The sequence below is a fragment of the Alloyangia pacifica genome, assembly GCF_900116195.1.
GTDB classification, from domain to species: Bacteria; Pseudomonadota; Alphaproteobacteria; order Rhodobacterales; family Rhodobacteraceae; genus Salipiger; species Salipiger pacificus.
Genome location: NZ_FOZW01000003.1, coordinates 79,574 through 101,812, shown reverse-complemented (window position 1 = coordinate 101,812; position 22,239 = coordinate 79,574). Strand labels below are relative to the sequence as shown.

Below are 22,239 nucleotides of genomic sequence, written 5' to 3'. Positions count from 1 at the left end.
CGCAGCATCGCAGAGCGCTTTTCCATGTGCGCGCAGCCGTGTAGATCTGCGCCATGGCGCGAGCAGCAAAAACCACCAGATGCAAAACGAAGAAACCCGCGAAGGGCACGAAGAGCACCGCAAGGCGATCAAAGCCGCTGCGCGGGCTGATCACGCGCGCCCTGCAGGCGGCGGTGGTGCTGGCACTGCTGCTCGGTCTCGCGGTGCTGGCCTACCGTTTCGTCAATCCTCCGGGCACGCTCTACATGTGGAGCGAGGGGCGCAGGCTGGGTGCCCCGGTGGCCTACGAATGGGTGGATGCCGAGAATGTGGCGCCGGTCGTGCTGCGTGCGCTGGTCGCCGCCGAGGACGCAAATTTCTGCACCCACTGGGGGTTCGACATGCGGGCGATCCGCGCCGCCATTGCCGAGGGAGGCAACCGCGGGGCCTCGACGATCAGCCAGCAGGTGGTGAAGAATGCCTTCCTCTGGCAGGGCCGGAGCTGGCCGCGCAAGGCGCTGGAGGCCTCGCTGACCCCGCTGATGGAGGCGCTCTGGCCGAAGCGGCGCATCCTCGAGGTCTACATGAACATCGCCGAGTTCGACGCGGGCGTCTTCGGCATCAAGGCGGCCGCGCGCCACTACTTCGGCGTCGAGCCGTCTCAGCTGACCTCGACGCAGGCGGCGCGGCTTGCCGCGATCCTGCCTGATCCCAAGGACCGCTCCGCCTCGAATCCCTCGAACTTCGTGCAGCGCCGTGCCGGGCAGATCCGCGACGGCGCGGCGACGATTGCCCGCGACGGCCGGGCGCGCTGCTTCGAGTAGGCCGGGGCAGACGCAGGCCCGCGTCCGAAGCGCGATGACCCGAGACGAACCCGCCGTTTGTTATCGGGCCCATATCGAGGTCTGAACCGGCAGGACTGCGACATGCGGCACCCTTGCGTCGGCGCGGAGTTGGTACAACGGTCGCCGCATCGGGCGCGACGGCTACCGCGCCATCCGGGATCTGCGTTTCGAGATCGTGCTGCTGCTCTACACGCCCGCGTGCAAAGCCGCATGGCCGGATTCCGATTGCACTCCGGTGCCGGGGCTCGTCGGCCTGCCGGTGAACGGCAGGCGGGTGCAGTTCGGCTGCGACGTCCCTGCTTCTTCTCTTTGAAAATACGCCGGGTGCGCGCGCCGCCCAGTGGCGCTGCGGGGAACAGCGCCCCCTTTGCACGTTGCCAGCACCGGATGAGATCCCTCCGGTCATCACCCGCCCGTGTCTGCATGCCCAGTTGAATCGCCGCCGCTTTCACGGCAAACAGGCGGGAGATTTCCTTCAGACCCGGAGCCGCTTCCCCGAATGGCAAAGCTTTACCACCTGCCGCTCTCGCCCTTTTGCCGCAAGGTTCGCCTGAGCCTCGCCGAGAAGAAGATCGAATGCGAGCTGGTCGAAGAACGCTACTGGGAGCAGGATGCGGATTTCCTGCGCCGCAACCCGGCGGGCAAGGTCCCTGTGCTGCGCATCGATGGCAAGACCATGTCCGAAAGCGCCGCGATCTGCGAATGGCTCGAGGAAAAGTACCCCGATCCCGCGCTACTGCCGCGCTCGCCCGATGCGCGCTACGAGGTGCGCCGGCTGGTCGCCTGGTTCGATGACAAGTTCCACCATGAGGTCACGTCGAAGCTGCTCTACGAGCGGGTGAACAAGAAGATCATGAAGACCGGTTTTCCCGACTCGGGCAACGTCAAGGCCGGGGCCAAGGCGATCAAGTATCACCTCGACTACATGGCGTGGTTGCTGGATCACCGGCGCTGGCTGGCCGGCGACGTGATGACCCTCGCCGATTTTGCCGCCGCGGCGCATCTGTCGTCGCTCGACTACATCTCCGACGTGGACTGGAACCGCTCGGCCGTGGTCAAGGACTGGTACGCGAAGATCAAGTCACGCCCGGCATTCCGCTCGATCCTCGCCGATCAGGTCCCCGGGTTCCCGCAGCCTGCGCATTACGCCGACCTCGACTTCTGAAGCGAAGTTTCCGAGGCTGTTGCCGGGTGAGAGGGGGCGCTGCCCCCTCGGCGCTGGCGCGCCTCACCCCCGGGATATTTTGACCATGTGGAAGGGCGAGAGCTTGGACGACCTCAAGGCGCGATTGTTGGCCGAGGCGGCGGAGGTGGGATTTTCCGCCTGCCGCGTCTGCCGGCCGTGGGACGTGCCACAGGTCGCCGAGCGGCTGGCGGCCTTTCTCGAGGCGGGGCACCACGGGCAGATGGGCTGGATGGCCGAGCGCAGCCATTGGCGCGGCAACCCTGCGGCGCTCTGGCCCGAGGCGCGCTCGGTGATCATGCTGGCCGAGAACTACGGACCCGCCCATGACCCGCGCGACGTGCTCGCGGAGCGGGAGCGGGCGGCGATCTCGGTCTACGCGCAGAACCGCGACTACCACGACGTGGTGAAGAAGCGGCTCAAGCGGCTGGGGCGCTGGCTGATCGACGCCGGTGCGCGCGCGGGAGGCGGGAACGGCGAGGCCCCGCAGATCAAGGTCTTCGTCGACACCGCCCCGGTGATGGAGAAGCCGCTCGGTGAGGCGGCGGGGCTGGGCTGGCAAGGCAAGCACACCAATCTGGTCAGCCGCGAGCTGGGCTCATGGTTCTTCCTGGGGTCGATCTTCACTACGCTGGAGCTGCCGATCGATGGCGCCGAGCGGGACCATTGCGGCTCGTGCCGGGCATGTCTCGATGCCTGCCCGACCGCGGCCTTTCCGGCGCCCTACCGGCTCGATGCCCGGCGCTGCATCTCCTACCTGACGATCGAGCATCATGGGCCGGTGGACGAGGACCTGCGCGGGTTGATGGGCAACCGCATCTACGGCTGCGACGACTGCCTGGCCGCCTGCCCGTGGAACAAGTTCGCCGAGGTCGCCTCGGAGGTGAAGTACCACGCCCGCGACGATCTTCTGTCGCCGCCGCTGGCAGAGCTGGCAGCGCTCGACGACGCAGAATTCCGGGCGCGCTTCTCCGGCTCGCCGATCAAGCGCATCGGGCGCGATCGCTTCGTGCGCAATGTGCTTTATGCCATCGGCAACTCCGGCCGGGCAGAGCTGCGAGGGGTGGCGCAGGGCTTGTGCGAGGATGCCGACGCGACGGTGCGTGACGCGGCCCGCTGGGCGGTGGCGCGGTTGCAGCTGTCCTGAGCTCGGCGACATCGCCGCCGCGGGCCCTGTTCGACCGCCAAAGCAGAAAGGAAAGCGCCGGTGCCGAGGGATTGGCACCGGCGCCCACGAGGGTCCTGGATTCCAGGAGGTTCTGACAGGAGTACGTGCCTCCTGCCTGAAAGATGGGCGGCTGCGGGATCGTCTGCAAGTGAAATCACGCGAATGGGATGGGAGGTGTTCGCGAATTACGTGTGTCGCGATCACGGAAGTCGCGTTGGTTATCCGCGATACGTGAGCCCCCCGTGCTGGAGAACACGGGGGGCGCCGGGACCACGAGGCAGGCCCCGGGAGCCGCGCCGCGGGGGCGCGGAACTGCCGTCGCGAGGCGCGACCTTCAGGCGCGATCGTCGACCAGAAGCTCGATACTGTCCTCAGAGGCGTAGACCCCGATCACGTCCTCGGGGGCGTAGCCTTGCTCTTCGAGCTGCGCGGTCAGCGCGTCATTCTCGGTCATCAGCGTGCGCAGAGCCTCGAGCTCGGGTGTCGCGGCTTCGATCGCCTCGTCGAGGGCATCGGCGCTTTCATTGGCTTGGCCCTTGAGGGCGCTCAGCGGCTGGATCGTCACCTTCGAGGCTTCGGTCACGGTTTCCGGATCGGCCATGGCGAGGTCCGCGTTGCGCAACGAGGAGATGACCTGCCCGTAGGACGTCGGCGCGTCAGCGCGCAGCTCGGCGGCGGTCTGCGGCGAGACCGGCATCGTGCCGGTGACGCCGGAGCCGCTGGCACCGGTGGACGCCCCCATCTCCGGGCTCGACATCGGCGTGTCCTCCTGCGTGGCGGGCTCCATGGCACCGGAGGAGGGGGCGGCGGACTGCGCAAGCGCTGCGCCCGAGAGCGAGGCGGCGGTGAGCACGGCGAGGCCGAACTTGCTGGTGGAACGGAGGGTCATGTCGGGTCTCCTGACATCCTTGATCTTCGTCTCCGGACGCGGGGTGCGCCGGTCAGGGAGATAATGCGCCGGGAGCCGATTGGGATCCCTTTGTTCCCGGCAGAGTGTCCGATCCTTGTGCGACCGGCGGGCTCCCGCCGGAAACGGGTGGCCGGGGGTGGCGGAGGTTTGCCGGGTTCCCGATCAGGTCGCGCGCGGCAAGCGTGCCGGTGGAACCTTGGCGCAGTTGCGAAGGGGCCTTTGCATTGTCGCTCCGCGACCCCATTTTAAGGCCAAAGGCAAAGACCGGAGGATTCCATGGCGACATTTGAACGCAATCCCGACGTGATCGCGGCGCTCGACCCCGAGCAGTACCGGGTCACGCAGGAGAACGGCACCGAGCGGCCGGGCACCGGCAAGTACCTCGACAACAAGGCACCTGGCATCTACGTCGACATCGTTTCGGGGGAGCCGCTGTTTGCCTCGTCCGACAAGTACGAGAGCGGCTGCGGCTGGCCGAGCTTCACCAAGCCGATCGAACCCGCGCACGTGGCCGAGCTGCGCGACACGACCCACGGGATGATCCGCACCGAGGTGCGCTCGACCCATGGCGACTCGCACCTCGGGCATGTCTTCCCCGACGGGCCGGTGGATCGCGGCGGCTTGCGCTACTGCATCAACTCCGCCTCGCTGCGCTTCGTGCCGCGCGAGGAGATGGAGGCCGAGGGCTATGGTGCCTATCTCGATCAGGTGGAGGACGTGGCATGAGCACCGAACGCGCAGTTCTGGCCGGTGGCTGTTTCTGGGGCATGCAGGACCTGATCCGCAAGCTGCCCGGGGTCGAGGCCACCCGTGTCGGTTACACCGGCGGCGATGTGCCCCATGCCACCTACCGCAACCACGGCACCCACGCCGAAGGCATCGAGATCCTCTTCGACCCGGAGAAGATCAGCTATCGGCGGATCCTCGAGTTCTTCTTCCAGATCCACGATCCGACCACGCTGAACCGGCAGGGCAACGACCTTGGCATGAGCTACCGCTCGGCGATCTACTATCTCGACGAGGCGCAGAAGGCCGAGGCGCTGGAGACCATCGCCGATGTCGACGCCTCGGGGATCTGGCCCGGCAAGGTGGTGACCGAGGTCGAGCCGGCGGGGGATTTCTGGGAAGCCGAGGCGGAGCATCAGGATTACCTGGTGCGCTATCCCGGTGGCTACACCTGCCACTTCCCGCGCCCGGACTGGGTGCTGCCGCGGCGCGCCGCGGCGGAGTAAGGTCCGGATAATCATTGGCGGCGGCGGGGCGGCAACACCCCGCCGCCGCGCTTTGCGCCGTGGAACCGGCAAGCACCGGTCCGCGTTCGTCCGGTGGACGACACCTGAGCAGGACCATGACCACATGAGCACCACCGCCGACCCCGGCACCGCGTCCGACCGCCCCGTCGGCGAGATCGTCGACCGCCTGCAAGAGGCAGCCGGGGGTGCGCGGGTCTCGCTGCGCGACATGGTGGAGAGCTTTGGCGAAAGCTCCTTCATCCCTGCCCTGATGGTGCCCGCGCTGCTGGTGGTCTCGCCGTTGTCGGGGATCCCGCTGTTTTCCACCTTCTGCGGCCTGCTCATTGCCTTCATCTCGGGTCAGATGCTGATCTCGCGCCGTCACCTTTGGCTCCCGGACTTCCTGATGGAACGGAACTTCGACGGCGAAAAGGCCCGCAAGGGGCTGGGCAAGCTGCGCGGGGTTGGCGACTGGCTCGACCGCACCGCCCGCAGCCGGCTGCGGGTGATGACCGCCGGGCCGATGCGCAAGCTCTTGCAGGCGGTTTGCCTGCTCTGCGGACTGGCGATGCCGTTCCTCGAACTGGTGCCCTTTTCCTCGTCGATCCTCGGGCTGACGGTGCTCTGCTTTGCCACGGCTCTGCTGGTGCGTGACGGGCTTTTTGCCACCATCGGCTGCGCGACGTTGGCTGCCGCCGTGCTGGTGCCGCTGATGGTCGCAGGGGTTATCTGAAAGGCGCCTAGGGCATCCCGGCCCGGTTGAACAGGCCGATGACCAGGAGCGCGGCCACGCAGAGTACGCCGAAGAGCAGAACGGCTCGGCGCCCCTTGCGGCGGCTGCCGGGAGGTTCGGGCAGGCGCGTGGGCCGGTCCGAGGCACCTGCATCGCCCGGTCCGGCCCTGGTTTCATGCGGGTGGGCGACGTCGTGCTCGTGCTGTCGGCGGCGTTCGGACGTCATTTGAACCTCCTTGCGAAAGGGCGCCTCAGTTGATCGGAGCATCGTGCCGTGGCGAGGGTTCCGAGCGCACCGGCCAATCGGGGCTGCGCTCCCAGCCGTTCTCTCCGAAGCTGTAGTGCCGCCGCTCGTCTTCGACGAAGTGCTTCTCGCGCGCGATCATGCGGCGGATGCTGGCGCTGTGGCTTTCCAGATCGAGAATGGCAAAGTCGTTTTCCTGCCCGCGCAACCGCGTCGAGAGCCCGGTGCCCACATGTACCTGCAGCACCTGTGCCCCGTGCTTGCGCGACAGGAAGGGTTCGGTGCGCCAACGGTGCAGGTGGCCGGACAACACGACATGCGCGCCGCATTCCGACAGCCTTTCGATGGCCTGATCGGCATCGCGCATCAGCGATTTCTCGACGTCCGGATCCTGCTCGAACGGATGATGCGCGAGCACCACGTTGAGCCCCTTGCTCTCGGAGAAGATGCGGCAGGCCTGCCGCATCTGCAGCCAGCGGATCTTGCCGCGCTGCCAGCGGAAGCGGTCCACGGTGTTGAAGCCTACCACGGTCAGTCCCGGCAGGTGTTTCACCGGCATCATCTCCTCGGTGATGAAGCGGCGGTAGCGGCGGTAAGGGCGCACGAAGCGCAGCCAGAGATTGTCGAGCGAGACGTCGTGGTTGCCCGGCACCGCCATCCATGGCGCCTTCAGTCTGCGCAGGAAGGCGCGGGCGTCGCGATACTGGCTGCGGCGCGCGCGCTGGGTGAAATCGCCGGTGACCGCCACGAGATCCGGTTCGGCGGCGTTCACCGCGCGCAGGAGCGGATCGAGAAGCTCCGGAGCGGTGCGCCCGAAGTGGAGGTCAGAGAGATGAACGAGGCGGGTCATGCGGGCAGCGCTTTTTCCACGGCAGCGCTGGCGGGCTTTTCCGGCTCGGGCTTGTCCTCGGCGGGCGCATTCTCGGCGGGGACCATCACCCGCAGAGGCTCGGCTCGGCGTCGGAAACGGATCGGCGTCTCCATCAGCTCCTTCTCGCCGTCGCGAGCCACCAGCGCGCGTGGGCGGCCGGTGTGCAGGGTGATGTCGCGCCCGGTGACGAGGCCGAATTCCTCCCCCTTCTGCGCCTTGCCCATGGCGAGTCGCAGCGACGCGCGCACGAGGTCCCAGCGACTGTCGCCCTTGGAAGTGAAGAGCACGAAGTCGCCGTTGCGGATCGCCTCGCCGCCATCGAGGTTGAACTGGTCGAGTTGGTAGGCGCTGTTGGCGACGAAGGCGAGCGGGGTGCGGATCTCCGTTGTCTTGCCGTCCACTTCGGCTTGCAGACGCAGCGGCTTGCGGAAGCCGGCGAGCGCCAGCACCACCGACCAGTAGGCGGCGACGCGCGAGCGGCCCCAGCGCTGATAGACGCCCTCGCGCGTGCGCAGGATCAGCGGGTAGATCCCGAGACTGGCGTTGTTGAGGAAGACCTCGCCGTTGACCTCGCCGAGGCTGATCTCGCGCAGACGGCCGGTGGCGAGGATGCGTACGGCGCCCTCGGGCTCCTCGGGGATGTCGAGGCCGCGGGCGAAATAATTGAAGGTTCCCTGCGGGATCACCCCCATCGGCACGCCCGCCTCATGCGCGGCGGCGGCCACTGCGCCGATGGTGCCGTCGCCGCCCGCGGCGACGATGATCTCGCAGCCATTGCCGGCAGCCTTGCGCGCGGTTTCGAGGATCGGTGTCTCGGGGGTGAGGCCGATCAGCTCGGCTTTCAGCCCGTTCTGCTCGAAAAGCTCGGTCAGGGTCTCTCGGCGGCTCTGCTTGTCGGGGTGGTCGCCGGACTGCTCGTTCAGAATGACACAGATCTTGCGTTGTTCCGCCACGGGGAGGTCTCCATCAGGGGTGTGATGGTCAACGCGTGGTGGTCGTGCCGGTTCCCTTGGGGCAGCGGGCAAAGCCCATCTTGATCAGCTGCGCCCCGGTGAGCGTGATCGGCACGGCGCCCCTGTAGCGGGCGGTCGACATGAACCAGCCGCGCAGGCGCGGCGGATAGGCGTCGGCCATGCGCTGCGACCAGTATTCGAAACGCTCCTCGGGGATCGGGCGATCGAGGTAGTGCGGGCCGTGAAAGCCGAAGCGGGTGCGCGGCGAAACGCAGACATCCTCGACCCCGAGCAGGAGGGTGCAGGAGGAGTTGCAGTAACGGCCGCGGAACTCGACCCGGGTCTGCTGGTCACGCAGGTCGCTGACCAGCTGCAGGCGGGGGCGTAGCCGCCCCCCGGGATCATCGCGGATCACCAGCAGCTTCGGAATGTTGCCGCTGGACGACATGAGGGCTGGCTGCTGCAACTCCTTGGCCGCGGCGCTTCGTGCAGACAGGAGAAGCGAAGACAGCAAAAGGAGTAGAAGAAGGCAGAGCGACATGGCAGACGCCGCTGACCACACGTGGTCCGGCGCCGCGCCCGGGGAGGTGCGACTGGGCAAAGGAGGAACTCGCTAACGATTTTCACCGACCGTATGGCCGAAGTCGTAATGAAGGGTTTACAAGGGCTTGAAAAGGCGACTTTGGCACTTATGACGTGCATTGACGTCAGGTTTGGTTCCGCGAAGGATGAGGACATGCCCGAAGCTTCCCCCAAGGACGTCGCGGAATCCGGTTCGGCGACGCGCTCCACCGAAGAGGACCGCCTGCACCTGCGCCATGTCGGGGTGCGCGGCTGGCTGCACGCGCTGTGGCGGACCTGGCAGCGCATGGACGAGCGCAATCTCGGGCTCATCGCGGCCGGTGTGGCATTCTATGCCTTCCTGTCGATCTTTCCCGCCATGGCTGCGGTCATCGCCATCTGGGGCTATTGGGCCGATCCGATCGCCATAGCCGAGCAGATGGAACTGCTCACCGATGTGGTCCCGGAGACTGCCTACCAGCTCATCGACGCGCAGATCACCCAGCTGATCTCGACCAACCGCTCGACGCTGCAATGGGCCTCGATCGCCTCTATCGTGCTGGCGATCTGGTCGGCACGGGCTTCGGTCGCGGCGCTGATCCGGGGGCTCAACGCGGTCACCGAGGCGCCACACCGGATGAATCCGGTGCGCCGGGTGCTGGTCGCCTACGGCATGACCGCGCTGCTGGTGCTGGTGGCGCTGCTCGCCTTCGCCGCGGTGGTGGTGATTCCTGCGGGCATGGCCTTCCTGCACCTGCCCGCAGGGGTGGAGATCGCGGTCGAGGGTGCGAAGTGGATCGTGCTGCTCTGCGTGGTCTACCTTGCGGTGGCGCTGGTCTACCGCTTCGGACCGAACCGCCGACACGCGCGCATGCCCTGGCTGACGCCGGGCGCCGCCATCGCGGTGATCGCCTGGGCCATCGGCTCCTTTGCCCTTGCCAGCTACGTGCGCAACTTCGACCGGCTGAATGAGGTCTACGGATCGCTCGGCGCGGTGGTCGCCCTGCTGCTGTGGTTCTATGTCAGCGCGCTGGTGACACTGCTCGGGGCGCAGCTCAACACCGAACTTTTGAGGGTGCTCACCGCCCGCCGCGCGGCGGAAAAGGCAGAGGCCGAGCGGGCCCGTGCCGAGGCCTCCGACGGGGTCGAAGAAGTTTCTGAAAAAATTTGATGAATTGCGGGAACCATCCGTTCGTTCGGGTGTTGGAAGCTCAAGGACGTACCGACGGTCCAGTCCCTGATCCCGGGTTGCAACCCTGTCCCGACTTCCCTCGTGTGGCCCGGATCGTTTAAAGGCTCCACCTTTCCCCGAGGTGGAGCCTTTTCCCATTCAGCACCCTGCCACCCCGCCTTGAGCGCCCATTCCGCGCCTCAGCGCTGCGCGGCAGGCACCGATCCGCAGGTCCGTCACGCGGTCCATGGCATCCGGACAGGTCTGCGTCGCGCGGCTGTGGAACCTGGGCCCGCTGGGCAGGGGGGGCGCTTTCGTTTGTCGCAGCGCCGCGGCTGGCGTACCCTCGCTTTGGCAGACCGGTATCGACGGGAGGGTCTTTCCGATGGCTGATTGCGTCAAGCTCCGCCCCGGGGGCACTTATTCGGGCAAGCAGGGGTTCGACTACTTCGAGGGTATCGCAAGGGAGACAGTCGGCAGTCAGGGCATCTGCATGCACCTGCTGACCATCCCGCCGGGTGGTCGCGCCCGGGCGCACAAGCACGAGTCCCATGAAACGGCGATCTACGTCTTGTCTGGCACCGCCCGGATGTATTGGGGCGCGCGGCTGGAGAATGTGATGGAGGTCGCGGCCGGGGATCTGATCTACATTCCCGCCGACACACCGCATCTGCCGCTCAACGATGGAGAGGCGCCCGCCGTGGCGGTGATCGCGCGGACCGATCCCAACGAGCAGGAAAGCGTGGCCCTGCTGCCGGAACTCGAGGCGCTGGTTCCGGGCTGAACGCCGGTCGATGGAGGCGCGCTCAGGGCTGCGGTGCGGCGCTGGCCAGCGCAGCCGTGCCGAGCGCGGCTTCCATGTCGGCGACGGCGGCGATCAACGGCGTCTGCGGCACGATGGAGAAGCCGTCGGAGGCCCGGCTGAGATCCTCGATGGTCACCAGCACGGCGGTCAGCACCACCGAAAAGACCATCGTGCGCCAGCTCAGCCTGCGGCCCTGCAGCGCGGCACGGTTGCCGATGATGAAGACGCCGGAGCCGGCGGCGAAGGTCAGCAGCATCCAGATGCCCGAGGTGATGCTTTTCGACGCGGCGGCGACGCGGCGGCTGTGCGCATCGAGCACCTCGGTTATTCCGCCCGCCACAAAGGTGGCGACGGGCGCGGGTACCTCGGGGGTGAGCGCTGCCATCGTGGCGGGCCAGAGCGACGCCTGGGCCTCGGTACTCTTTGCCACGAAGGCGTCGATGTTCTCGCGGGTAGGCCGATAGCCGGGGGGCACGATGCGGGTGCGTCCGTAGTCGAGCAGCGCCTGCTGCAGCGGCCGTCCCTCGGCGTCGGGCAGCAGGTCGGCGCGCAGGAAGGCCGTGCCGAGCGCCGCGGCCTCCTCGACCACCGCCGAGACGCTGGCCTCGCGCCAGTTCAGCGTGGCGCTGAAGGTGAAGCCGAGCAGCAGGCCCAGCAGCGCCAGCAGCGCACCGAGCGAAGCCTCGCCCGGCAGCTTGCCCTCGACGAAGCGCGCGGGATTGCGGGTCAACTCGAGGCTGCCGAAGCGGAAGCCGGCAAAGGCGCAGATCGGCAGCGCCAGAAGGAAGATCAGGGCGACCAGCCCGAAGGGGATCGAATGGGATGCAATGGACACCGGAAAACCCTCACCTCCTGAAAACCGCGCAGGGTCCGCCGAGTCGGAAATGTCGGGTGCTCCGCGGAACTCCTGCCGGGGCAATGATCTCCTATCCGGGCGTTTTCGCAAAGAGTTTCTTGTGTCACGCTGCCGTGGAACCGCCGGGGCGCAGAACGCCCCGGACGCGCGGGATCAGGCCGCCGGGCGGCGGCTCGCCGGGGATTTGCGCCCCTCGCCGATGATGTCGAAGAGGTGCAGCACGATCACCGTCGTCGGGATCGCAACGATGCCGCCGATCGGGCCCCAGAGCCACAGCCAGAACACCAGCGAGACGAAGATCAGGAAGGGGTTGATCTGAACGTGCTTGCCCACCAGTCCCGGGGTGACGAACTGTGCCTCGCACATGTTGAGCGTGAGGTAGACCGCCGCGGGCGCAAAGCTCATCAGCCCGTCAAAGGCGACCAGCCCATTGAGCAGCAGTCCTGCCACCATCGCCGCCGGCCCGACGTAGAGCACGTAGTTCAGCAGCGCGGCCGCGATGCCCCAGATCGGTGCCGCCGGCATGCCGATGGCCATCAGTCCGCCGGTCACCGCGAAGCCGAGCCCGATATTGATCAGCGAGATTGTCGCGAAGTAGCGTGCCACGGAATTCTCGGCGGCGCAGAAACGGTCGAGGATCGCGGCGGTGGTGGTGTTGTCGCCGATGCGATGCGCCATCCAGCTGTAGATGTTCCAGCGCGTCAGCAGGAAGAAGAACAGCCCGCCGAAGAACACCAGCGCCTGGGCGATGATGACCGGCGCGAGATAGAGCGCGTCGGTCACGCTCGGCATGCCCGAGCCCTCCTCGGCCTTCTTCTGCGCGGCGCCGAGCGCCTGCTCGACCTCATCGATGCCGCGGATCAGGTCGCGGTATTCGAACAGGAACTTGCGGATCTCGTATTTCACCGTCGGGATCCGGTCGATGGCCGCGGTGATATAGGGCTCCGCGAGAAAAGCCAGAGAGGCGATGAGGAAGAAGATCAGCACGATCAGGATGATGGCCACGAGCCCGCGCGGCAGGCGCAGTTTTTCCATCCTGTCCGCCACGGGCGAGAAGATGATGCCGACGATCACCGCCAGCATCAGCGGGGCAAAGATGTTCTGGGCAAGCTTGAGGCAGACCAGCAGGGCCAGCCCCGCCAGGATCGCGGCGCTGACGCGGAGCACGGGGTCGGCTTGGGTGGGACGGTTCATGAAATGGGCAGTCTCAAATGAGGGATCATGGCCCTCAACTTCGAAATGCGGAATTTGTTCCCGCGCCGTGCCCTGTGCCGGCCAAGCCCATTTGTGTCAGCCGGGCGAAGGGACAAATCTGTCCGCTCCGCCCGGCCTTCATCTAGGTTCCGATACCTCTGCCAGCAGGGGTGCGACTTATTCTGCCGCGCGGGCCAGCGTGTAGCGGTTGCCGGGCTCGGAAATGCCGAGGTTGCCGCGCAGGGTGTCCGCCTCGTACTCCTCGCGGAAAAGGCCGCGGCGGCGCAGCTCGGGCACCACCAGCCGGGTGAAATCCTCGAGCGAGCTGGGCAGCGTCGGGAACATCAGGATGAAGCCGTCGGCGGCGCGGGTCTCGAACCATTCCTGCATGAAATCGGCGATCTGCGTGGGCGTGCCGGTCAGCCCGTTGCCGGTGTGGCGGCGGGCATAGTGCGTGATCAGCTCGCGCATGGTGTGGCCTTGGGTCACGAACTCCTTCAGCTCGTCGAAGAGCGCCTTCGAGCCCTTCGCTTTCTCCGGCATGCGCTCCATCGGGAAGGGCTTGTCGAGATCGACGCCGCGCAGGTCGGCCTCGAGGAATTCCTGCAGCATCAGCAAGCCGACGTCGGGGTGCATGAGATCCACCAGCTGCTGCGCCTTTGCCTCGGCCTCTTCCTCGGTCTCACCGACGTTGATGACAATGCCGGGCATGATCTTCAGATCGTCCTCGTGCCGCCCGTATTTGGCCATACGGCCCTTCACGTTGGCGTAGAAGGCGCGGTTCTTGTCGATGTTGGAGGCCAGCGAGAAGACCATCTCGGCGGTGCGGGCGGCCAGTTCCATGCCGGGCTCCGACCCGCCCGCCTGGGCGATCACCGGGCGTCCCTGCGGGGTGCGGGCGATGTTCAGCGGGCCGCGCACCTGGAAGTGCTTGCCGTGGTGGTTCAGCTCGTGGACCTTGTGCTGGTCGTGGTAGATGCCGCTCTCGCGGTCGAGCAGCAGGGCGTCGGGCTCGTAGCTGTCCCAGAGACCGAAGACCACATCGACGAATTCCTCGCAGCGCTCGTAGCGCTCGGCATGCGGCGGCAGCCCTTCGCGGTTGTAGTTGTAGCCGGTCTCGTCATGGTCCGAGGTCACAACGTTCCAGCACATCCGCCCGCCCGACATGTGATCGGCCGAGGCGAAGAGCCGCGCGATGTTGTAGGGTTCGTAGTAGGAGGTCGAGGCGGTGGCGACGAAGCCCAGCTTCTCGGTGTGCTGCGAAAGCGCTGTGATCGCGGTGATCGGCTCGAAGCGGTTCATCTTGGTGGGTTGGCGCGCGAGTGCAGCGGGATCGCCGATGGCCGCCGCCGGGCTGTCGGCAAAGAACATGAAGTCGAGCTTGGCCGCCTCGGAAATCTGCGCGACTTTCTTCAGGTGCGACAGGTCGTTGGCGCCATGCACGTCGCTGCCGGGATGCATCCAGGCCGCCGGGTGGAAGCCGAAGGTATAAACGAAAGTACCGAGTTTGAGCTGGTCGGGGCGCGACATGGGGAGTCCTCTGGCGAGCGAAAGATGCAGCGAGAATGTCGCTTGGGTGCCCTTTGGACAAGCGGGGCAGGGCTGCGCATTAGTTTAGTTTTTCTAAAGTGATTGAGGGTGCTGGAGCGCTGGGGCTTTGCCACCTTCGTGCAACGGAACGATCGAGCCCGATTTTGGCCGAGACAAAACGAATGCCTCAGATGTTGTAGCGCCATCCGTCGGGCAGGCGCTCACTCTGCTCCCGTTGCGCCTGTTGGGTAGGCATTTGAATGCCCGCGCGCGGGTTATCCCGACGGCTCGATTGACAGCTCTCTAATTGTATAGACATAAAGGCGCAACGACCGGGAGAATCGAGATGACAAAGCAACAGGTGCTGCGCGGCGGAACCCTGGTGACGCTGGAGGGCGACAAGGGTTACGGGCTGCTTGAAGGTGGAGCCGTGGCGATCGACGGTGACACCATCGCCTGGGTCGGCCCCCTGGCCGACCTGCCCGAGGCCTACGCGCATTGGGACGTGACCGAGCTCGAGGGGCGTCTGGTGACCCCCGCGCTGACCGATTGCCACACCCACCTCGTCTACGGAGGCTCGCGTGCCCGCGAGTTCGAGATGCGCCTAGAGGGCGCCAGCTACGAGGAAATCGCCCGCGCCGGAGGCGGTATCGCCTCGACGGTGCGCCACACGCGCGACGCGGACGAGGGCGCGCTGATCGCGCAGTCCCTGCCGCGGCTCGATGCCCTGCTGGCCGAGGGGGTGACCACGGTTGAGATCAAGTCCGGCTACGGGCTGGACCGGGAGACCGAGCTGCGCCTGTTGCGCGTCGCGCGCAAGCTCGCCGATCTGCGGCCTGTCAACGTGGTGACCACCTTCCTCGGCGCGCACGCGCTGCCGCCCGAGTGGCAGGGGACAAAGGCCGAGTACATCGCGCAGGTCTGCCTGCCGACCCTGCGCGCGGCCCATGCCGAGGGGCTGGTCGATGCGGTTGACGGCTTTTGCGAGGGTATTGCTTTTTCCGCCACCGAGATGGAGCCGGTCTTTGCCGAAGCACAAAAGCTCGGCCTGCCGGTCAAGCTGCACGCCGAGCAGCTGTCGCATCAGGGCGGCATTCAGCTGGCGGCCAAGTACGGCGCGCTTTCGGCCGATCATGTGGAATACGCCACCGAGGCCGATGCCGAGGCCATGGCCGAGGCGGGTATGGTCGCCGTGCTGCTGCCCGGCGCCTTCTATGCCATCCACGAGACGCAGGCTCCGCCCGTCGCGGCCTTCCGCCAACACAACGTGCCCATGGCGCTCTCAACCGACGCCAACCCCGGCACCTCGCCGCTGACCTCGCTGCTGCTGACCATGAACATGGGCTGCACGCTCTTCCGCATGACGCCGGAAGAGGCGCTGCGCGGGGTGACGGTGAACGCCGCCAAGGCGCTGGGCTTCAGCGACCGGGGCCGGATCGTCGCGGGCCAGCGCGCCGATCTCAACATCTGGAACACGAGCAGCCCTGCAGAGCTGTCCTATCGCATCGGGTTCAACCCGCTTCATGCCCGTATCTTTGGAGGCCAAGCATGATCCTCACCCCCGGCACCGCCACGCTGGCGCAGCTCGAACAGCTCTGGCGGACCGACGCGCCGGCCCGTCTCGACGACGCGGCGCGCCCGGCCATTGCCGCCTCGGCGAAGGTTGTCGCGGATGCCGCCGCCGGCTCCGAGGCGATCTACGGCGTCAACACCGGCTTCGGCAAGCTCGCCTCGATCAAGATTGCGCCTGAGGACACGGCGACGCTGCAACGCAACCTGATCCTGTCGCATTGCTGCGGCGTCGGCGAGCCGCTGCCCCGCGCCACCACGCGCCTGATGATGGCGCTCAAGCTGCTCAGCCTCGGGCGCGGCGCCTCTGGCGTGCAGGTGCAGACGGTCGAGCTGCTGGAAGCGATGCTCGACAAGGGCGTCACCCCGGTCGTTCCCTGTCAGGGCTCGGTCGGTGCCTCGGGCGATCTCGCGCCGCTGGCACATATGACCGCGGTGCTGCTTGGCGCAGGTCAGGCGGAATTCGAGGGCGAGGTGCTGCACGGTGCAGAGGCGCTGGCCAAGGCCGGGCTGGAGCCGGTGGTGCTGGGGCCCAAGGAAGGCCTCGCGCTGATCAACGGCACGCAGTTCTCGACCGCGCTGGCGCTGGTCGGGCTCTTCGAGGGCTGGCGCAATGCGCAGACTTCGATCGTCACCGCCAGCCTCACCACCGATGCGATCATGGGCTCCACCGCGCCGACCCGCGCCGAGATCCACACGCTGCGCGGCCACCGCGGGCAGATCGAAGTCGCTGCGGGCATCCGTGAGCTGATGGACGGCTCGGAGATCCGCGAGAGCCACCGCGAGGGCGACACCCGCGTGCAGGACCCTTATTGCATCCGCTGCCAGCCGCAGGTGGCCGGCGCGGCGATCGACCTGCTGCGCTACGCCGCGACGACGCTGGAGATCGAGGCCAACGCGGTCACCGACAACCCGCTGGTGCTGGGGCCGGGCAACATCGTCTCGGGCGGCAACTTCCACGCCGAGCCGGTGGCTTTTGCCGCCGATCAGATCGCACTGGCGCTCTCGGAAATCGGCGCAATCGCGCAGCGCCGCGTGGCGCTGATGGTCGATCCTGCGATGAACCACGACCTTCCGCCTTTCCTGACGCCCGCGCCGGGGCTGAACTCGGGTTACATGATCGCCGAGGTGACCACCGCGGCGCTGATGTCCGAGAACAAGCACCTCGCCAATCCCTGCTCGACCGACAGCACGCCGACCTCGGCCAACCAGGAGGACCACGTCTCCATGGCCGCCCATGGCGCGCGCCGGCTCGGGCTGATGAACCGCAACCTGTCGGTGATCCTCGGGGTCGAGGCGCTTTGTGCCGCGCAGGGCGTGGATTTCCGCGCGCCGCTCAAGACCTCGCACCGTCTGGCACGGGTGGTCGCGAAGATCCGCGAGCATGTCGCGCCGCTGGAGAACGATCGCTACCTTGCGCCGGATCTGGAAAAGGGCGCCGCGCTGGTGCGCGAAGGCGAGTTGCTGGCGGCCGCAGGACTGGAGGAAGCGCTGTGAGAAACGAACCCGTCACGGTCACCCGGGGCGACAGCCCGGTCGTCCTTGGCCTGCCCCACACCGGCACCTACCTGCCGGACGAGATCTTCGACAAGCTCACTCCGCGCGGCAAGGAGCTGAGCGACACCGACTGGCACATCCACACGCTTTACGAGGGGTTGCTGCCCGGTGCGACCATGGTGCGCGCCACCTTCCATCGCTACGTGATCGACGCCAACCGCCCGCCCGACGGCGCTAGCCTCTACCCGGGGCAGAACACCACCGGGCTGGTGCCGCTCACGGACTTCGACGGCACGCCGATCTGGACCGAGGAGCCGGGTGAGGCCGAGATCGCCGCCCGCCGCGAGGCTTTCCACGCGCCCTACCACGCGGCGCTGCAGGCCGAGCTGGAGCGGGTGCGGGCGAAACACGGCGTGGCGATCCTCTACGATTGCCACTCGATCCGCTCGCACATCCCCTTCCTCTTCGAGGGCAAGCTGCCCGATTTCAACATCGGCACCGGCAAGGGCACGACCTGCGATCCGTCGATCGAGACCGCCACCGCCGAGGTCTGCGCCGCCGCCGGGGGCTACACCTCGGTGCTCAACGGCCGCTTCACCGGCGGCTGGACCACGCGCAACTACGGCCGCCCCGACGAGGGCTTCCACGCCATCCAGATGGAGCTGGCGCAGGACACCCACCTCGAGAGCGAGGTGGCCCCCTATGCCTATGACCAGAGCAAGGCCGCGAAACTGCGGGTCCACCTTGCCGAACTGCTGCAGCGGATCGAGGCGCTTGCGCCCGCGCTTGCCAAATAACCCTGCCCAACGAGGAGGCCCCCAGATGACCAACCCCCGCCACAACCTGCGCGACGTCTTCCCCGCGACCGGCACCGAGATCACCGCGAAAAGCTGGCTCACCGAAGCGCCGATGCGGATGCTGATGAACAACCTGCACCCCGACGTCGCCGAGAACCCGCACGAGCTGGTGGTCTACGGCGGCATCGGCCGCGCCGCCCGCACATGGGAAGACTTCGACCGCATCGTCGACTCGCTGAAGAAGCTGGAAGAAGACGAGACCCTGCTGGTGCAGTCGGGCAAGCCCGTGGGCGTGTTCCGCACCCATCCCGACGCGCCGCGCGTGCTGATCGCCAACTCCAACCTCGTGCCGCATTGGGCGAACTGGGACCATTTCAACGAGCTCGATAAGAAGGGTCTGGCGATGTACGGCCAGATGACAGCGGGCTCCTGGATCTACATCGGCGCCCAGGGCATCGTGCAGGGCACCTATGAAACCTTCGTCGAAGCGGGCCGCCAGCACTATGACGGCAACCTCAAGGGCAAGTGGATCCTGACCGGCGGCCTTGGCGGCATGGGCGGCGCGCAGCCGCTGGCGGCGGTGATGGCCGGGGCCTGCTGTCTTGCCGTGGAATGCGACGAGACCCGCGCCGACTTCCGCATCCGCACCCGCTATTGCGACGAGAAGACCCATTCGCTGGACGAGGCGCTCGAGATGATCGACCGCTGGACCAAGGCGGGCGAGGCGAAATCCGTGGCGCTGATCGCCAATGCCGCCGACGTCTTCCCCGAGCTGGTGCGCCGCATGAAGGCGGGCGAGCCGATGCCGAACGGGCGTCCGGACATCGTGACCGACCAGACCTCGGCGCATGACCCGGTGCATGGCTACCTGCCGAAGGGCTGGAGCGTCGCCGAGTGGCGCGAAAAGCAGGAGAGCGATCCCAAGGGCGTCACCAAGGCGGCGAAAGCTTCCATGCGCGACCACGTCGCGGCGATGGTCGACTTCTGGAACGCCGGTGTACCGACGCTGGATTACGGCAACAACATCCGCCAGATGGCGCTGGAAGAGGGGCTCGAGGAGGCCTTCGCCTTCCCCGGCTTCGTGCCCGCCTACATCCGCCCGCTCTTCTGCCGCGGTGTCGGCCCGTTCCGCTGGGCGGCGCTTTCGGGCGATCCCGAGGACATCTACAAGACCGACCAGAAGGTGAAGGAGCTGATCGACGATCCGCACCTGCACAACTGGCTCGACATGGCGCGCGAGCGCATCGAGTTCCAGGGCCTGCCGGCGCGGATCTGCTGGGTCGGCCTCGGGCTGCGCCACAAGCTGGGCCTCGCGTTCAACGAGATGGTCCGCAACGGCGAGCTGAAGGCGCCGATCGTCATCGGCCGCGACCACCTCGACAGCGGCTCGGTGGCCTCGCCGAACCGCGAGACCGAAGCGATGAAGGACGGCTCGGACGCCGTGTCGGACTGGCCGCTCCTGAACGCGCTGCTGAACACCGCCTCGGGCGCGACTTGGGTGTCGCTGCACCACGGCGGCGGCGTCGGCATGGGCTTCTCGCAGCACTCCGGCATGGTGATCTGCTGTGACGGCACCGAGGCGGCGGACAAGCGTCTGGCGCGCGTGCTCTGGAATGACCCGGCGACAGGCGTTATGCGGCACGCGGATGCGGGCTACGAGATCGCTCTCGACTGTGCCCGCGAGCATCAACTCAACCTGCCGGGGATCCTGGGGTGACACGACACGAGACCGCCTTCGCCGACCTTGAAGCCGCCTTTCCGGGCCGTATCGAGCGCGGCGAGGCGGTCCGTGCCCAGCACGGGGCAGGGGACAGCTGGCACCCGGCGGCCCTGCCTGACGCGGTGTTCATGGCGCGAACCACCGAGGAGGTGGCGCAGGCGGTCAAGCTCTGCGCCGCCCATGGCTGCCCGATCGTGCCCTTCGGCGCGGGCAGCTGCATCGAGGGGCAGGTGAACGCCACCCAAGGCGGGCTCTGCATCGATCTCTCGCAGATGGCCAAGCTGCTGCGCGTCAGCCCCGAGGACATGGATTGCACCGTGCAGACCGGGCTCACCCGGCAGGCGCTGAACGAGGAGCTGCGGGCGACGGGCCTCTTCCTGCCCATCGACATCGGCGCGCACGCAACGCTCGGCGGCATGGCCTCGACCCGGGCCTCGGGCACGATGACCGTGCGCCATGGCACCATGGCGGATCTGGTGATGGGGCTGACCGTGGTGCTGCCGGACGGGCAGATCGTCCGCACCGGCGGGCGGGCACGGAAATCCTCGTCGGGCTATGACCTTACGCATCTCTTCATTGGGGCCGAGGGCACACTGGGTATCATCACCGAGCTTACGCTGCGCCTGACCGGCATCCCCGAGGCGTCGAAGGCCGGACTCTACAGTTTCCCCAGCATCGAGGCGGCGACGCAGACCGTGGTCGAGGCGCTGCAGTTCGGGCTCTGCCTCAACCGCATCGAGCTGATGGACGCCTTGCAGGTCAAGGCGATCAATGCCTACAACAAGACGGAGCTGCCCGAGCAGCCGACGCTGCTTGTCGATCTCGCGGGGTCCGAGCAACAGGTTGACACCGATCGAGATACTTTCGACGAGCTGGCTTCTGAGAATGGCGCAGAGCTGCATCCGGTCGCGACGCCCGAGGACTACAGCAAGGTTTGGGCGCTGCGCCATTCGGCACTCTACGCCGCGCGCGGGCTGCGGCCAGGCTGCAAGTCGCTGTCGACGGATGTCTGCGTGCCGGTCTCGGAACTGCCGCGCATCCTCGCCGAGACCAGCGCGGACCTTGATGCCGAGGGGATCATCGCGCCGATGCATGGCCACGTGGGGGACGGCAACTTTCACCTGGTGATGCTCTTCGATGAGGAGGATGCCGCGGAGAAGGCGCGGGTGCAGGCGGCGCACGGCCGTCTGGTCGAACGCGCCATCGCCCTGGGCGGCACCGCCACCGGCGAGCATGGCGTGGGGCTGGGCAAGAAGAGCTACTTGGAGGCCGAGCACGGCGCAGGTCTGGAGCTGATGAAGGTGCTCAAGCGCGCTGTGGATCCGGCGAATCTGATGAACCCGGGAAAAATCTTCGATCTCTAGCAGGTCGTGACCTTGCGCCACGTGCTTGATTTTTGGGCGTTTGAACTTGCCTGTCACAAAGCCGCATGAGAGGGCGTGTCAGGAGGGATTGACACAAAGGGCCGAGGTGGTCCCTTTTTGTCTAGTCAAAATCGGAACCCGGCCCGAAAGGCGGCAGGGACCGACAACAGGGAGACTACTGGATATGCGCAACAAAGTCATCTCCGCACTCGCGGGTGCCGCGCTTCTGATGGGTGGGGCCGCAGCGGCCCAGGCGCAGGACGCGCTCGCCCGGATCAAGGAAGCCGGCGTCATGAAGGTCGGCACCGAGACCGCCTTCGCTCCGTTCGACTACATCGACGCGGGCGAGCACGTCGGCCTCAACATGGATGTCTTCGCCGCCATCGGTGAGGAACTGGGCGTCGAGATCGAGTGGATCACCCTCGACTGGGCCGGCGTCCTGCCGGGCCTCGAAGCCGGTCAGTTCGACGTGGTCGCGGGCCCCGCAACCATCACCGCCGCCCGCATGGAGCGCTACCGCTTCACCCCGCCGATCGCCGAGGCCACCGTTGCCCTGCTGAAGTCGGCCAAGGACGACTCGATCACCAAGCCCGAGGACATCGCCGGCAAGGTCATCGGCTCCGGCCACGCCACCGCGCAGCTCGCACAGCTCGAAGCCTTCGGCGAGACGCTCGACCCGGCACCGGAAACCAAGGACTACGTTTCGTTCAACGAGGCCTACGCCGACCTCGCCGCCGGCCGCATCGCCGGTGTCGCCAACTCGCTGCCGAACATCGCCTTCGTGGCGCAGCAGCGCCCCGAGATCTTCGAGGTGGTCGCGCCCTTCGGCACCAAGACCTACTTCGGCTTCCCGGGCCTGAAGGACGACGACCACGCCTCGCTGATGGATGCGATCGATGCGGCCCTGCTGAAGATGAAGGCCGACGGCCGTCTCGGCGAGATGCAGCAGAAGTGGTTCGGCCAGACCTTCGAGACGCCCGACGCGGTGACCGAGCCCAACATCTAAGCCAATCCCTGCCGGTCCGTTCACCCGGGCCGGCCCTTTCGGCCTGGCCGG

The 22,239-nt window shown here is 67.1% G+C and carries 22 protein-coding genes; 14 read left to right on the top strand and 8 right to left on the bottom strand.

Annotated features, from left to right (window positions below; translation table 11 throughout):
• Positions 1 to 53: 53 nt before the first annotated feature.
• From mtgA to queG, 3 genes are all read left to right on the top strand, one after another.
• Positions 54 to 803 carry a monofunctional biosynthetic peptidoglycan transglycosylase gene (gene mtgA, locus BM397_RS07800; protein ID WP_092422710.1) on the top strand — a complete coding sequence of 250 codons (750 nt, stop codon included), beginning with the start codon at positions 54 to 56 and terminating at the stop codon, positions 801 to 803.
• A gap of 520 nt (positions 804 to 1,323) precedes the next feature.
• Positions 1,324 to 1,989, top strand: coding sequence for an FtsZ-binding protein FzlA (gene fzlA / locus BM397_RS07795; protein ID WP_092422707.1), 666 nt, complete (start codon positions 1,324 to 1,326; stop codon positions 1,987 to 1,989).
• Between the two features lie 85 nt (positions 1,990 to 2,074).
• A complete protein-coding gene (queG, locus tag BM397_RS07790) occupies positions 2,075 to 3,154 on the top strand; it encodes a tRNA epoxyqueuosine(34) reductase QueG (RefSeq protein ID WP_092422704.1) in 1,080 nt (359 codons plus the stop codon).
• A 355-nt stretch (positions 3,155 to 3,509) separates the two neighbouring features.
• Here queG and BM397_RS07785 read toward each other — a convergent pair whose 3' ends face one another.
• On the bottom strand, positions 3,510 to 4,064 hold the full coding sequence (locus tag BM397_RS07785) for a hypothetical protein (RefSeq protein WP_092422702.1): 555 nt from the start codon (positions 4,062 to 4,064) through the stop codon (positions 3,510 to 3,512).
• Between the two features lie 297 nt (positions 4,065 to 4,361).
• On the opposite strand from BM397_RS07785, the gene msrB reads away from it, so the two are divergent.
• The 3 genes from msrB (at position 4,362) to BM397_RS07770 (ending at position 6,050) form a co-directional block, all read left to right on the top strand.
• Positions 4,362 to 4,811 carry a peptide-methionine (R)-S-oxide reductase MsrB gene (msrB, locus tag BM397_RS07780; protein ID WP_092422699.1) on the top strand — a complete coding sequence of 150 codons (450 nt, stop codon included), beginning with the start codon at positions 4,362 to 4,364 and terminating at the stop codon, positions 4,809 to 4,811.
• Positions 4,808 to 5,317, top strand: coding sequence for a peptide-methionine (S)-S-oxide reductase MsrA (msrA, locus tag BM397_RS07775; protein ID WP_092422696.1), 510 nt, complete (start codon positions 4,808 to 4,810; stop codon positions 5,315 to 5,317). Before msrB ends, msrA begins: the two co-directional genes overlap by 4 nt.
• A gap of 124 nt (positions 5,318 to 5,441) precedes the next feature.
• Positions 5,442 to 6,050: an exopolysaccharide biosynthesis protein gene (locus BM397_RS07770; protein ID WP_092422693.1), complete on the top strand. Its 609-nt coding sequence runs from the start codon at positions 5,442 to 5,444 to the stop codon at positions 6,048 to 6,050.
• A 7-nt stretch (positions 6,051 to 6,057) separates the two neighbouring features.
• On the opposite strand, the gene BM397_RS07765 is transcribed toward BM397_RS07770, so the two are convergent.
• The 4 genes from BM397_RS07765 to BM397_RS07750 are packed head-to-tail and all read right to left on the bottom strand — an operon-like array spanning position 6,058 to position 8,566.
• A complete protein-coding gene (locus BM397_RS07765; RefSeq protein ID WP_092422690.1) occupies positions 6,058 to 6,276 on the bottom strand; it encodes a hypothetical protein in 219 nt (72 codons plus the stop codon).
• A gap of 25 nt (positions 6,277 to 6,301) precedes the next feature.
• The gene (locus tag BM397_RS07760; RefSeq protein ID WP_092422687.1) at positions 6,302 to 7,144 is read right to left on the bottom strand and encodes a metallophosphoesterase family protein; all 843 of its coding nucleotides are present in this window, start codon (positions 7,142 to 7,144) and stop codon (positions 6,302 to 6,304) included.
• Positions 7,141 to 8,118, bottom strand: coding sequence for a diacylglycerol/lipid kinase family protein (locus BM397_RS07755; protein ID WP_092422684.1), 978 nt, complete (start codon positions 8,116 to 8,118; stop codon positions 7,141 to 7,143). The genes BM397_RS07760 and BM397_RS07755 overlap by 4 nt, the downstream gene beginning before the upstream one ends.
• 28 nt (positions 8,119 to 8,146) lie before the next feature.
• The gene (locus BM397_RS07750) at positions 8,147 to 8,566 is read right to left on the bottom strand and encodes a hypothetical protein (protein WP_092422681.1); all 420 of its coding nucleotides are present in this window, start codon (positions 8,564 to 8,566) and stop codon (positions 8,147 to 8,149) included.
• A gap of 288 nt (positions 8,567 to 8,854) precedes the next feature.
• On the opposite strand from BM397_RS07750, the gene BM397_RS07745 reads away from it, so the two are divergent.
• Both BM397_RS07745 and BM397_RS07740 read left to right on the top strand, forming a co-directional pair.
• On the top strand, positions 8,855 to 9,850 hold the full coding sequence (locus BM397_RS07745) for a YihY/virulence factor BrkB family protein (RefSeq protein WP_092422678.1): 996 nt from the start codon (positions 8,855 to 8,857) through the stop codon (positions 9,848 to 9,850).
• A gap of 385 nt (positions 9,851 to 10,235) precedes the next feature.
• Positions 10,236 to 10,634, top strand: a complete 399-nt coding sequence (locus BM397_RS07740) for a cupin domain-containing protein (protein WP_092422675.1) — start codon at positions 10,236 to 10,238, stop codon at positions 10,632 to 10,634.
• Between the two features lie 22 nt (positions 10,635 to 10,656).
• Here the strand turns inward: BM397_RS07740 and BM397_RS07735 are convergent, their stop codons facing one another.
• The 3 genes from BM397_RS07735 to BM397_RS07725 form a co-directional block, all read right to left on the bottom strand.
• Positions 10,657 to 11,490 carry a bestrophin-like domain gene (locus BM397_RS07735; RefSeq protein ID WP_092422672.1) on the bottom strand — a complete coding sequence of 278 codons (834 nt, stop codon included), beginning with the start codon at positions 11,488 to 11,490 and terminating at the stop codon, positions 10,657 to 10,659.
• A 174-nt stretch (positions 11,491 to 11,664) separates the two neighbouring features.
• Complete coding sequence (locus BM397_RS07730) at positions 11,665 to 12,705, bottom strand: AI-2E family transporter (protein ID WP_092422669.1); 1,041 nt, start codon at positions 12,703 to 12,705, stop codon at positions 11,665 to 11,667.
• A 177-nt stretch (positions 12,706 to 12,882) separates the two neighbouring features.
• Complete coding sequence (locus tag BM397_RS07725) at positions 12,883 to 14,235, bottom strand: LLM class flavin-dependent oxidoreductase (RefSeq protein WP_092422667.1); 1,353 nt, start codon at positions 14,233 to 14,235, stop codon at positions 12,883 to 12,885.
• A gap of 346 nt (positions 14,236 to 14,581) precedes the next feature.
• Here BM397_RS07725 and hutI point away from each other — a divergent pair, with 346 nt between their 5' ends.
• The 6 genes from hutI (at position 14,582) to BM397_RS07695 (ending at position 22,188) form a co-directional block, all read left to right on the top strand.
• The gene (gene hutI, locus BM397_RS07720) at positions 14,582 to 15,787 is read left to right on the top strand and encodes an imidazolonepropionase (protein ID WP_092422664.1); all 1,206 of its coding nucleotides are present in this window, start codon (positions 14,582 to 14,584) and stop codon (positions 15,785 to 15,787) included.
• Positions 15,784 to 17,301, top strand: coding sequence for a histidine ammonia-lyase (gene hutH, locus BM397_RS07715; protein WP_092422661.1), 1,518 nt, complete (start codon positions 15,784 to 15,786; stop codon positions 17,299 to 17,301). Before hutI ends, hutH begins: the two co-directional genes overlap by 4 nt.
• The gene (gene hutG, locus BM397_RS07710) at positions 17,298 to 18,098 is read left to right on the top strand and encodes an N-formylglutamate deformylase (protein WP_092422658.1); all 801 of its coding nucleotides are present in this window, start codon (positions 17,298 to 17,300) and stop codon (positions 18,096 to 18,098) included. Before hutH ends, hutG begins: the two co-directional genes overlap by 4 nt.
• Before the next feature lie 25 nt (positions 18,099 to 18,123).
• A complete protein-coding gene (gene hutU / locus BM397_RS07705; protein WP_092422654.1) occupies positions 18,124 to 19,815 on the top strand; it encodes a urocanate hydratase in 1,692 nt (563 codons plus the stop codon).
• Positions 19,812 to 21,182: an FAD-binding oxidoreductase gene (locus BM397_RS07700; RefSeq protein ID WP_092422651.1), complete on the top strand. Its 1,371-nt coding sequence runs from the start codon at positions 19,812 to 19,814 to the stop codon at positions 21,180 to 21,182. The genes hutU and BM397_RS07700 overlap by 4 nt, the downstream gene beginning before the upstream one ends.
• Positions 21,183 to 21,366: 184 nt before the next feature.
• Positions 21,367 to 22,188 (top strand): transporter substrate-binding domain-containing protein, encoded by an 822-nt coding sequence (locus BM397_RS07695; protein ID WP_092422648.1) that lies wholly within the window; start codon positions 21,367 to 21,369, stop codon positions 22,186 to 22,188.
• Positions 22,189 to 22,239 lie beyond the last annotated feature (51 nt).

What these genes read in the sequence shown, in the direction of transcription:
- mtgA (WP_092422710.1), top strand. Translation starts at nt 54, where the DNA reads ATGGCGCGAGCAGCAAAAACCACCAGATGCAAAACGAAGAAACCCGCG.
- fzlA (WP_092422707.1), top strand. Translation starts at nt 1,324, where the DNA reads ATGGCAAAGCTTTACCACCTGCCGCTCTCGCCCTTTTGCCGCAAGGTT.
- queG (WP_092422704.1), top strand. Translation starts at nt 2,075, where the DNA reads ATGTGGAAGGGCGAGAGCTTGGACGACCTCAAGGCGCGATTGTTGGCC.
- BM397_RS07785 (WP_092422702.1), bottom strand. Translation starts at nt 4,064, where the DNA reads ATGACCCTCCGTTCCACCAGCAAGTTCGGCCTCGCCGTGCTCACCGCC.
- msrB (WP_092422699.1), top strand. Translation starts at nt 4,362, where the DNA reads ATGGCGACATTTGAACGCAATCCCGACGTGATCGCGGCGCTCGACCCC.
- msrA (WP_092422696.1), top strand. Translation starts at nt 4,808, where the DNA reads ATGAGCACCGAACGCGCAGTTCTGGCCGGTGGCTGTTTCTGGGGCATG.
- BM397_RS07770 (WP_092422693.1), top strand. Translation starts at nt 5,442, where the DNA reads ATGAGCACCACCGCCGACCCCGGCACCGCGTCCGACCGCCCCGTCGGC.
- BM397_RS07765 (WP_092422690.1), bottom strand. Translation starts at nt 6,276, where the DNA reads ATGACGTCCGAACGCCGCCGACAGCACGAGCACGACGTCGCCCACCCG.
- BM397_RS07760 (WP_092422687.1), bottom strand. Translation starts at nt 7,144, where the DNA reads ATGACCCGCCTCGTTCATCTCTCTGACCTCCACTTCGGGCGCACCGCT.
- BM397_RS07750 (WP_092422681.1), bottom strand. Translation starts at nt 8,566, where the DNA reads ATGTCGTCCAGCGGCAACATTCCGAAGCTGCTGGTGATCCGCGATGAT.
- BM397_RS07745 (WP_092422678.1), top strand. Translation starts at nt 8,855, where the DNA reads ATGCCCGAAGCTTCCCCCAAGGACGTCGCGGAATCCGGTTCGGCGACG.
- BM397_RS07740 (WP_092422675.1), top strand. Translation starts at nt 10,236, where the DNA reads ATGGCTGATTGCGTCAAGCTCCGCCCCGGGGGCACTTATTCGGGCAAG.
- BM397_RS07730 (WP_092422669.1), bottom strand. Translation starts at nt 12,705, where the DNA reads ATGAACCGTCCCACCCAAGCCGACCCCGTGCTCCGCGTCAGCGCCGCG.
- BM397_RS07725 (WP_092422667.1), bottom strand. Translation starts at nt 14,235, where the DNA reads ATGTCGCGCCCCGACCAGCTCAAACTCGGTACTTTCGTTTATACCTTC.
- hutI (WP_092422664.1), top strand. Translation starts at nt 14,582, where the DNA reads ATGACAAAGCAACAGGTGCTGCGCGGCGGAACCCTGGTGACGCTGGAG.
- hutH (WP_092422661.1), top strand. Translation starts at nt 15,784, where the DNA reads ATGATCCTCACCCCCGGCACCGCCACGCTGGCGCAGCTCGAACAGCTC.
- hutU (WP_092422654.1), top strand. Translation starts at nt 18,124, where the DNA reads ATGACCAACCCCCGCCACAACCTGCGCGACGTCTTCCCCGCGACCGGC.
- BM397_RS07695 (WP_092422648.1), top strand. Translation starts at nt 21,367, where the DNA reads ATGCGCAACAAAGTCATCTCCGCACTCGCGGGTGCCGCGCTTCTGATG.